General features: G+C 64.3%; 7 protein-coding genes. 4 read left to right on the forward strand and 3 right to left on the reverse strand.

Annotated features, from left to right (window positions below; translation table 11 throughout):
* The first annotated feature begins 291 nt into the window (after positions 1 to 291).
* Together OHB12_RS02465 and OHB12_RS02470 are read left to right on the forward strand one after the other, a co-directional pair.
* Positions 292 to 1,161 carry an ATP-grasp domain-containing protein gene (locus tag OHB12_RS02465; protein ID WP_327115733.1) on the forward strand — a complete coding sequence of 290 codons (870 nt, stop codon included), beginning with the start codon at positions 292 to 294 and terminating at the stop codon, positions 1,159 to 1,161.
* A gap of 440 nt (positions 1,162 to 1,601) precedes the next feature.
* Complete coding sequence (locus tag OHB12_RS02470) at positions 1,602 to 3,284, forward strand: hypothetical protein (RefSeq protein ID WP_327115736.1); 1,683 nt, start codon at positions 1,602 to 1,604, stop codon at positions 3,282 to 3,284.
* Between the two features lie 466 nt (positions 3,285 to 3,750).
* Here the strand turns inward: OHB12_RS02470 and OHB12_RS02475 are convergent, their stop codons facing one another.
* The 3 genes from OHB12_RS02475 to OHB12_RS02485 form a co-directional block, all read right to left on the reverse strand.
* Complete coding sequence (locus OHB12_RS02475) at positions 3,751 to 4,533, reverse strand: ESX secretion-associated protein EspG (protein WP_327115738.1); 783 nt, start codon at positions 4,531 to 4,533, stop codon at positions 3,751 to 3,753.
* Positions 4,533 to 6,443 carry a hypothetical protein gene (locus tag OHB12_RS02480; protein WP_327115740.1) on the reverse strand — a complete coding sequence of 637 codons (1,911 nt, stop codon included), beginning with the start codon at positions 6,441 to 6,443 and terminating at the stop codon, positions 4,533 to 4,535. Before OHB12_RS02480 ends, OHB12_RS02475 begins: the two co-directional genes overlap by 1 nt.
* A gap of 541 nt (positions 6,444 to 6,984) precedes the next feature.
* Positions 6,985 to 8,508 carry a hypothetical protein gene (locus OHB12_RS02485; protein WP_327115742.1) on the reverse strand — a complete coding sequence of 508 codons (1,524 nt, stop codon included), beginning with the start codon at positions 8,506 to 8,508 and terminating at the stop codon, positions 6,985 to 6,987.
* Positions 8,509 to 8,803: 295 nt separating this feature from the next.
* Here OHB12_RS02485 and OHB12_RS02490 point away from each other — a divergent pair, with 295 nt between their 5' ends.
* Together OHB12_RS02490 and OHB12_RS02495 are read left to right on the forward strand one after the other, a co-directional pair.
* Positions 8,804 to 9,127 carry a hypothetical protein gene (locus OHB12_RS02490; RefSeq protein ID WP_327115744.1) on the forward strand — a complete coding sequence of 108 codons (324 nt, stop codon included), beginning with the start codon at positions 8,804 to 8,806 and terminating at the stop codon, positions 9,125 to 9,127.
* An 86-nt stretch (positions 9,128 to 9,213) separates the two neighbouring features.
* The gene (locus tag OHB12_RS02495; protein WP_327115746.1) at positions 9,214 to 9,882 is read left to right on the forward strand and encodes a YbaB/EbfC family nucleoid-associated protein; all 669 of its coding nucleotides are present in this window, start codon (positions 9,214 to 9,216) and stop codon (positions 9,880 to 9,882) included.
* Positions 9,883 to 9,888 lie beyond the last annotated feature (6 nt).

Below are 9,888 nucleotides of genomic sequence, written 5' to 3' on the forward strand. Positions count from 1 at the left end.
GTTTCAGCAAGTCGTCCAGTGCCTTTGGTGCGCATCATGCATGCGGTGCCGCTGCCGCCGCGCTTGCGCCTCCGACTCGTCCATGCTGCTTCCGCTCGCCCCGCCGATCCGGCCGATCGGAGCCAGCCCTGCGGCTCCTGTCGTACCTGCTCCTCCATCATTTCCTGCCGCGCCACCATCTTCCCGCGTGGGAGCCCGGCGAGCGCGAGTACATCGGGCTTGACGATGTTATGGTCACGCTGATTCAAAACTGCTTGGAAATCTGCTGGTCCGGGCAGCATGATGCAACCTGTGATTCTTCTCGTTCCTGCCGATGTTCTGCATCCTCGCCGTGTCGATGAACATTTCGCCGCTGAAGCGGATGCCGCCGCTGCGGCCGGGATGGATGTCGCGCTGGTCGACCATGATGCGTTGACCGGGCCCGCTGGCGCTGACGACGCGGTCCGCCGGGTGCGGGTGTCGGGTCCAGCGTTCTATCGGGGCTGGATGCTGCGCAGTGACCGGTACGCGTCATTCGATGAAGCTCTGCGCCGCCGCGGTGTCATGTTGCCGACCCGTCCGGAGCAGTACCGGCGGGCACACGAGTTGCCGGGCTGGTATTCGGATCTCGCCGCTCTGACACCTCGGTCGGTATGGACTGTCGGGCACGATCGGGAGGCGTTCGATCGTGCGTGTCGGGAACTGGGATCGGGTCCTGCTGTCCTGCGCGATTACACCAAGTCGATGAAGCACTACTGGCATGAGGCGGCATTCATCCCGGAGGTGAACGACGGGGATGCCGCATGGCGAGTGGCAAGTCGATTCCGAGAGCTGCGCGACGAGGACATGACCGGCGGATTTGTGCTCCGTGCTTTCGAGCATTTCTCCGCCGCGGAGGTTCGCACCTGGTGGATAGATGGCAGATGCCGGTTGATCGGCCCTCATCCCGACACTCCGCAGGAACTGCCCGCTGCGGAGTTGGACCTGACGGAGATCGAGCCGCTGATCGCGAACCTCCGTCTGCCCTTTGTGACAGTCGACTTCGCCTTGCGCACCGACGGGGCATGGCGCGTGGTGGAGCTCGGCGATGGGCAGGTCAGTGACCGGCCGCGCACGATCTCGCCCGAAACGTTGATCACTGTCCTCCGCAAAGGTTTTAGTAGTAGCTTACTCGAGTATTGAACTGAAACGTCTTGGTTGCCTCGCTTGTTGAGGGTGCGTGCGCGATCAGGACTTGTGGCGGTTGTCGAGTTCGTGGCCGGATTGCTGGATGCTGAGCGAGCGCGGCGCCGGAACTGCGCCGGACGGTGGGCATTGGTCTGAAACGGGCTATGCACACCCCTCGGTGCGGAATTCGCCGCCGTCGGCGCGGCTATCACCCGAATATCCCGGGCGTGCAACCATACCGAGAACTCTTGCAACGCAACGATTCCGCCCGGGCCGTTGTCATAGGTGATGATGTGACCAGGGTCCTGTAGGTTTCGGCGAAGCTGGTCACCGCGATCTCGATACGCGTCTTCTCACGAACCTCGTGAATCACGGTGCACGGCTGAACATCCCCTGAGCACGAATTTTACCTCGCCTTGAGGGAATTCGTGCACAATTTGTGAAAGGGTTCAGGCGTGACGGGCGAGGACAGCCGAGATGCCGAGGACATAGCAGATGGAACTCCGGATATCGCGTTCACCCTCGCCGAATTAGGCGGACCGGCGGAGGCCGGTGATATCGCGGTGCACAGTGGCGTGCCCGGTAGTCTCGCGGTCGGCAACGTGGCCGGGGCGGAATCCGAGTCACCGTCCGATGCCGGTGCGGCGGCTATCGTCGAGCGCGCCGAATTCGACGGACCGGGCGCGTCCGGTGATATCGCGGTGTCCGATGGCGTGCCTGGTAGTTCCGCGGCGGGCGGGGCGGAATCCGAAGCACCGTCCGACGATGGTGCGGCGGATATCATCCAGCGCGTTGCCGATGAATTGCGCAGCGTAGCGCCGGTCGGGTGGCAGCGGCTGACCGTGGAGTTCGCGATAACCGTCACGGCCGGCAGTGCCCGGGCGGTATGCGCCACCGACGACGCCGAGGTCGAGGTGGATGTGCCGAATCGGGTACTGGAGGTGGTCCGCGAGCATCGAGGGGTTGCGGCGGATTCGTCCACCGGTCCGTGGTGGCGACTGCTGCTGCAGCTCACCGCCGAGGGCCGCGCCGATGTCGAGTACGACTATGGCGACGAGCCGTTTCCGGACGAGCAGTTACTGGCGCCCGAGGCGTATCGCGCCGACCTGGCGGCGTATCCACGTGCGCGCCTGCCGGTGTGGCTTGCGGCCTACATCGGCCACGGCGGGCGGCAGACGCGCAGCCCGCAACAGGCCGCCGCCGCGGCACGGGCGGACCGCGACGCCGCGGTGTGGTCGACGTTGGCGGAGAACGAGTTTCCGCCGTACCCGGTGATGTGGGCGCGGTGGACGACGATCGCGGCGGCATTCGTCGCGGCTGGGTCGGAGTGGGGGCCGCGAATGTTCCCATCGCTGGCCGGGTTCGAAAGTTCGCGGCGCAGCGGCGCCACCCTCTGCGCGCTCGCTGGTGGCCGGGCGGTGCTCTCGGGTGGTGTGTGGAACGCACCGGCGCTGGAGGACACCTACAACGGCGACGCCGAGATGCCGAACTTCTTTGCCGGAGCCCCGGATTGGGTTGCCGACCCGGTGCTGAATCCGCGCGCCGGTCTCGGCCTGATGTCGTTCTGCTACTGGTGGGAAGCGGGCCGGTGGTACCGGGGCGAATCGCCGTCGGCGGAGCGGTGCGCTCCAGCGATACCCGGAGTCTGGAGTGCCGACACCGTCGTGGACATTGTCGCGCGCCTCATCTCGCGCCGACCGGGCGCGGCGCAACGGTCGGCGGCGGCGACTCTGCTGTCGGCCGCCGAAGTAGGTGTGGTGACGCCGGAAACTGTCGCGAAGACGTTCGGGGACAACGATGCTGACGGTGCGCTGTTCCAGTTCCGGATGGCCGGGCTGGTGGCCGACACACCGCAGCCGATGCCGCAGCAGCTGGCCATCGCCCGAGTTCGCCAGTACATCCTCGGGCGGGGGCTGGATACCACCGGCTACCCACTGGACGGACTCGTCGCCGACCGGCTCAGCTGCGGCTGGATGGTGTTCGCACCGGTACCGGGCGGTGAGCTCGCGATCGGCCGTGCCATCTTCTATGTCGCCGATGACGGGGTGCTGGAACCGTCTTCGTCATCGGTGCCGCCGGCCAGGTTCGTGTCGGGATTCCAGGAACGGTTCCGGCAACGTCAACAGCCGACGGGATGAGACCGCCATGTTCATGCGCCGCCGGCCAGGTTCGTGCCTGGATTCCAGAAACGGTTCCGGCAACGTCAGCGGCCGACGGCGTGCGCGCACCGCGTCATTGCACCGCCGTCGTGGCCAGCACAGTGCCATCACGATGATGCCGCTCTCCACGACGACAACCAGGAGAATTACGGTCTGAAACACTGTCATACCCCAGGGAGCGAGCGACCTTTCGTGTGCGCGGCGTCGGTCCGCGCCGGGGGCCGAGTCGCATACTGGCGCGATCCTCCTTGGTCGCGGTCAATGAGCCATTCCAACGTGATTCCGGGCTTGCGGATACGGTCGGTATAGATCAGGGTGCCCTCCACGCCGCGAGCTCATGGCCTGCGGCTTTGCGCCGCGAATGGACCATCCGATGACGGTGTCGCCGCGCCCATGGGAAGTGTGGAGCTGGCGGAGTGAGGAGTCCGAGTGATCGCCGCGCGAATCAGCGCCGCTCGTCCTTGATCAGACGGATCACGTCGGCAACAGCACGATTTATCGAGCTAACCAACCGCGCCGTGTCGACGCCGGTAGCAATGGCCGGGCTGCCAGGAGTAATCACATAGCGTCCGTCGTCGGCGATATCGCGCCACCACAATCCACGTCGAGCCAGATTCCGTGGACCGAATCTCGTTACCCCCTGCCGAACCTCCACGATACCTCGGCGCGCCACCGGTTTGCGCAGAAGTTCGGCACCATGCTGGTCGACCGGAGCTTCCTTCGGTTCCCGCACCATCGATGCACCGAATTCGGCGTCGAATTCCGCGTCGGTAGATCTGCGGGGTAGCACGACATTGTCGAACTGCCCGCGCTCCTCCGCCGGCAGACGGGCAGCGATCCGTTCGGCCAGGGAAAGGCAATCGCACTCGGTGATTGTGACACGGCCGCCGTCGTAAGTGGTCCTGCCCGGAATCTGTTCGAGGAGGTAGCCTCGGTCGGCGCGCCGAATGGCATGGAGACGGATATGTGACGTCGGATCGGCGGCAGCGCGCTGATCCCAACCGTGCGCGATGATACGCAAATCAGGCTTCGCTACGATGTCGAACACCTCATCGAGCCCACTGCTCCACCGAGTCCGCAACCCCAGCCACGCTTGGCGTTCTTCGTATTGCTCATCCCAATCCAGATCACGCACGAGAGCGGTGAAAGGCGCGGGCAGCCGCAGCTCTCGCATGCGGTCCCAGGCAACGACGAACTCCACGTCGGTGAGTGTCCAGCTCCGGTCCATCAGGGCGCCTCCGGCTGCCGAACGATGATCGGCTCCTCCGGACGCGGCGCCCGCGGCGGATCCGAGCGCGACATCCGCGGCCGATTCGGCTGCTGCTCCGGCGGCGCCGGCTGTTGCGCCTGTTCAGTCACGTGACGCGCCTGTATCCCTCCCACCACCGCGCGGGTCATGTCGGGCGCCTCACCCAGTGCGTCATCGAGATGCTCCGCGGAATCCAGGTACTTCGGGCGCTCGCGCTTGCTCTCCTGGCCACCGCCACGCGCACCGGCAGCTGGCGTGCCTGCGGGGCCAGGCGTGCCCGTCATCGGTTGACCCGCCATGGGGGCGGCACCGGCCCGCGGCACCTGAGCCGCCGACCCGGCCATGGTCGTGCCCGCGTTCACGCGTGGAAACAACCGCGATGCGTCGTACGGCGCCTTCGGCGCGCTGTGCGGCGCTCCGCCGACACCACCACCGCCGACCTTGCCGCCAACCAGGTTCCGTGCTGCATCAAGCCCCGCCGAGGTCGACGGCAGGTCGGCGGCCGGCGGCTTCATCAGATCGCTGGGCAGTGCGTTCTTCGCCGCACCCAGTGCGTTCTGTACCGCATTCGACGCCGTGGACAGGGCGTCCGTGAGGGCGCCCATACCGTTCGAGAGCCCGGCGGCAGGGTCGGCACCAATAGGATCGAGCGCGTTCGCGTATCCGTCCAGATCCGCAGCCTGTTGCTCCAGTTCATCGGCATATGAATCCAGCGCCGCCCATTGCTTGTCCAGCGGCGAACCGCCGAGACCGTTATTCAGACCAGCACCGCCACCACCCGCTTGAGTGTACTCATCGTCGGTGCTCTGGCCGTCATTCGGCGTGCCTGCATACTCCGGAAACTTCGGAAAGTATTTGGTTGTTTCCTCGTAACCGGCCTTATATGTGTTGCGGTAAGCTTCCTGATATTGGGGTGTCGGGTCGTCTTCTACCCGCTTCGCTGTGCCAAAGATCCACCACCCGTCCTCGTTGACGACATAACTGTTCGGATTCTCAGCATCCTGCGGCATCTCCTTCTGCGTTTCATCGAGCCAGTAGCCTGCATGAGTGTACACATGACCAGCCTGATGCATTGCCCGCCACAATGGATCCAGTTGGTTCTTGAAATTGTCGACAGTCGTGATGGCATATTCTTTTCCCTTCCCGGTCCACGAGTCGGAAGCGGCCAGTACGAGATCATTCTTGAATTCTGTGGACTTGTCACGGAGAGTATCACCCATCCGATACCAGAGAATGGCTCTCGACTCATAGTGGTACGGCAAATCCACCCCCCGGATGAACTCACCCAGATCGTACAGTTGTTTGTAACTCAGCTTCGAAGGATCCGGGCCGATCTCGTCCGAAACAGACTCGAACGATTCGCCCTCGGGCAGTAGCTCGTCGATTCTACTACTCGTCGGAACCCAGCTTCCGGGAGTGCGATCGATCAAGGGGGTAACACCGCCGGAGGTTATGCTGTCGAAATCTGACGCCGAGATGCCTTCAGCTATCTCGTACGCCTTACCGGCCGATATAAAAAGCTCCTTCAAATTGTTCAAATCATGCAGCCGAGTGCCCTCTCGATCCTCGCTGCCAATTATGTCGTACAGTTTGGTTCCCAGGTTTGTGAGATATATGTCGAGCGTCTCCAGGGAAGGCAGCGGAGCGCCACCGTACCCGGCATCCTTTGCGTACGCCACATACGAGCTCGCCCCCTCGACATCTCCCTGATCCCTGATACCCCTCAACACCTCGATGAAGTCGGCACACAGATTTGCACATGTCAGGGCGATGTCATTGTCGACGAGCAGATCACCGGCGCCCACGAACTCGTTCAACATCGACCAGGAAGCCGCCTCCGTGACGGACTCGCCCGCTCTCTCTTCTCCACCCTCTTCTTGGGGAGGCATACCGCACACTCCTAATAGCCCCAGCGCCCCTCGGACATACCGGGTCGTGAACCGTCTGATTTCATCGCACTTGGTCAATGGCTCCCGGTCAACGTCGTAGACGCTACGGTCGTATTTATTTACACTCGGTTGAGGCGGGACCACTCGCCGATAGGACCTGTGGGCCCGCCCGCCGCAACGGTCGCTGGTGGCTGTGCCCAGGGCTCTGGCGTTGTTGACGGGCGAGGCTGCGACCTGGGGTGGGACTGCGCCGCGGCCAGCACAGGGCGGCGACAACGATGGCTGCCTCTACGCCGATGATCGTCAGGGCAATCGACTGAGTTGTGGTCATCTCGGTACTTCTCTCTATGTCCTGGACCGCCGCATCTGCGATGGCTACCTCCGATGCGGCGGTGGCGCGCGGTTTTCGTGCATCGCCGCGGTCCGCCTCTCGCGATACATTTGTTCATGGAGGCCTTGGGCTTCGCTTATCGGATCCTTGTCGCGTCTCGATCGAAAAGTGTTGCCGTGTACGGCAGTCCGGGCAAGCTCGGGTGAACGTTCACACTTCCGATCGTTGGCGCTGCTGGAACCTCTTCTCGAACCCATCGACGAACTGCACTGGCGGCACCGAGGATGATGACCGTTCAAGGACCCCGTCGTCGGCGATGTAGAAGATCGCCCGCCCGCCCGCGATCTCGCCGCGCGGCACCGGCACAGACACCATCCAGCCGCAGCTGAGCCGGTCGGCGACCAGATCGCCCAGCGCGTAGCCGGTGGTGTCCAGGCCGAGGCCGAGGATGTACTGCCGCACTCGGGTGATGGCCAGTTGCTTGGGCATTGCTTCCGGTACCACGGTGACCAGGCCGGCCATCCGGAACTGGAGGAGGGCGCTGTCGATATCGAGTGAACCGACGTCGCCGAAGGCATTCAGGACGGTCTCGCGGGTCACGACACCCACTTCCGCGGCCGAAACCAGTGTCGAGGCGGCCAGGAGCTGGGCCTTGTTCGGCTGGCTGGAGACTGCTCGTGCCACGATGTCGGCGACCGAATCCGCCGACCACACTCCGGGCATGGCGGCAGCACACTCGGATGCCGGGGGTGACTCGCCCCGGTACCACCGGCCGGACTCCCACCAGTAGCAGAACGACATCAGGCCCGCCCCGATGCGCGGGTTCAGCATCGGATCGGCCACCCATTCCGGTGCTCCGGCAAAGAATTTCGGCATATCGCTGCCGTCGTTGTAGGTGGCGTCCAGGGTCGGCGCGTTCCATACCCCACCGGAGAGTACGGCACGACCATCGGGCAGTGCATACAGCGTGGAACCGCTGCGCCGGGAACTTTCGAACCAGCCGAGTGCGGGCAGCATTCGCGGCCCCAACTCCGAACCAGCGGCGACGAATCCGGCCGCGATCGTTGCCCACCGCGCCCACATCACGGGAAATGTCGGAAATTCGTTCTCCGCCAAGGTCGCCCACACCGCCGCGCGGCGATCCGCGCGAGCCGCGATAGCCGCCTGCTGTGGACTGCGGGACTGCCGGTCCGCGTGTCCGAGGTAGGCCGCGAGCCATACCGGCAGGCGTTCGCGCGGATAGGTTTCCAGGTCGGCGCGATACGCGGCGGGCGGGAACAACTGATTGTCCAGGAAAGGGCGATCGCCGTAGTCGTAGTCGACATCGACAGAACCATCGGAGGTCGCGTGTACCAGCATCCGCCACCATGGCGCGGCGCTCGGGCCGGAACCGTCCGAGCCCGCGGCAGCCTCTCGATGCTCGCGGACCAAACGCAGTGCCGACTTCGGTACCGCCACCGCGACCTCGATGTCTTCGACGGAATAGACCGCCTGCGCCGCTTCGGTCGACACCGTGATGGCGAACTCGGCGTACAGTCGCTGCCATTCGTCCGGCGCCGCGGTCTTCAGTTCGTCCACAATGCGACGGGGGGTATCGTCCACCGCTTCATCGGTGTCCGACGCCGGGGCTTCGTCGGCCAGCAGGCTGAATACGATATCCGGAGCGCGCTCCGATTCCGCCGCGTCATCCTGGGGCAGGTCGTCTCGACCGCTCTCCGCTTGTCCACTTGTCACTGTTACGCCCCTCGGACATTACGGTTCTCTTCGTTTGGTCCGAGAATACCGCTGACGGGGTCCTCGGCCGCCGAATCAGCGGATGGGCACTCTATCTGGGAGTTCACGGCTTGCTCGGCCGGGAGGCCGGGTTCCCATGGTATGGGAGCAGACTTTGCGATCTCGCGATGTAAGGGCGTAGTGACCTCCGCTGGGGTAAGTGCAGGATTTGACATTCCCTTGAGGTGTGAATTCGGGTCTGCCGTGCAAGCATTGGGTATACACCTGTGCGTTCGGCAACTGTGGGAGGTTTGTCATGGCGGAACGGATCGAGGTCGACCTCGATGCGCTACAAACGGCGGCTTCATACGGCGAAGAGGTGTGCGATGGGATCGCGTCCTTCGGCGCGCGCCTGAAAGACATATTGGGGCGGCTGCCCGAGGCCTGCGGTACTGGCAAACCCGCCGAACAATTTCTCGAGGGCAGCAACGGTGAGCCGGGGGTCGAGGAGAGCGGGGACGCCACAGTGGAGGCGACTGACGACGTGCATAAGTCAGCCATGGTGATGCGTGATGCGGAACTCGACATAGTTAGCAGATTGGAACAGGCCGAAGAGGCATCGACGCGGGGATTCGACTGACGCGAAGGTCGGTTGGATGCTGGGGTGATGAGGTAGGCGCACGGCCGTTGGGCTGTGCGGATTCGAGATCGGTTGAGGGACTTCAGATGTGGAATGGGCGCGCCAAAGGCAACGGGTCCGGCATGGAGGCGATGCTGGGTGAACTGCAGGATCAGTTGCGGCATGTCACCGATGTCGCGCAACAGCGCGCCGGGCTGACCGCCAGCGCGGCGACACGGGATAAGCGGGTCACGGTGACGGTGGATGCCGACGGCCATCTGACCGATCTCCAGTTCTCCGCCGATATCAAGCAGCTCAGCTATGACGAGATCGCGGCGGCTGTTGTCGCTGCCGCGCAGCAGGCGGTGGCGGAGGTGACCCGCCGCGGCGGTGAGCTGTTCGAGCCGCTGAACGATCACCGGGCTCGCATGCCGAAGCTTTCGGAGCTGATCGAGGGGCTGCCCGATATCGAGGGCCCAGCCGCATCGCGGCCGTCGGTGACGGGTGCGCGGACGAATACCGAAACCGGTGAAGAGATTTGGGACAGCACGGCGCCCGAGTCGAGCAATGCATCGCTGGTAGCCGCACACCTGGATGACGAAGATCCGGAGCTGCGGATCGTGGACGCGGTCGATTTGCCCGAGCCGAGCACATCCATGGTTGCCGCGGACATGGACGAGGAAACCACGGAACCGTGGTTCGCGGATGAGGTCGATAACGGTCACATGGCCGGTGATGCGGAGGGCTCTGAAGTCTCGGATCGCGGCTGGGGGTAGCCGCTC

The sequence above is a fragment of the Nocardia sp. NBC_01730 genome, from assembly GCF_035920445.1.
Classification (GTDB): domain Bacteria; phylum Actinomycetota; class Actinomycetes; order Mycobacteriales; family Mycobacteriaceae; genus Nocardia.

Excerpts from the sequence above, each read along its gene's own strand:
- OHB12_RS02490 (WP_327115744.1), top strand. The coding sequence starts at position 8,804 with ATGGCGGAACGGATCGAGGTCGACCTCGATGCGCTACAAACGGCGGCT.
- OHB12_RS02480 (WP_327115740.1), bottom strand. The coding sequence starts at position 6,443 with ATGCCTCCCCAAGAAGAGGGTGGAGAAGAGAGAGCGGGCGAGTCCGTC.
- OHB12_RS02495 (WP_327115746.1), top strand. The coding sequence starts at position 9,214 with ATGTGGAATGGGCGCGCCAAAGGCAACGGGTCCGGCATGGAGGCGATG.
- OHB12_RS02475 (WP_327115738.1), bottom strand. The coding sequence starts at position 4,533 with ATGGACCGGAGCTGGACACTCACCGACGTGGAGTTCGTCGTTGCCTGG.